This is a genomic window from uncultured Kordia sp. (genome assembly GCF_947489565.1).
In the GTDB taxonomy this organism is placed as follows: domain Bacteria; phylum Bacteroidota; class Bacteroidia; order Flavobacteriales; family Flavobacteriaceae; genus Kordia.
Window position 1 is genome coordinate 1 of sequence record NZ_CANLEA010000093.1, and the last position, 221, is coordinate 221.

The window sequence follows — 221 nt, forward strand, 5'->3', positions numbered from 1 at the left end:
CCAGAAGATGCAGACAATGATGTGAATGAAATCCCGAATGAAACGGCTTACGGAAACATCAATCCATACAATCAAACAGTGTATGTACGTGTTGAAAATGTCTTAACAGGTTGTTTCAATGTAGTTTCTTTAGATTTAATCGTACATGATTCACCAGAGATTGCTGCTTTAGATGCGACAAGTTTGGCAGAATGTGATGATGTAACTGCTGATCAGATTGC

1 protein-coding gene is annotated in these 221 nt (G+C 38.0%); it reads left to right on the top strand.

All coding sequences use genetic code 11. The features are described 5' to 3' along the window. A partial coding sequence (locus Q0845_RS27845; RefSeq protein WP_298521249.1) for a hypothetical protein occupies positions 1-221 on the top strand: 221 nt, incomplete at both ends.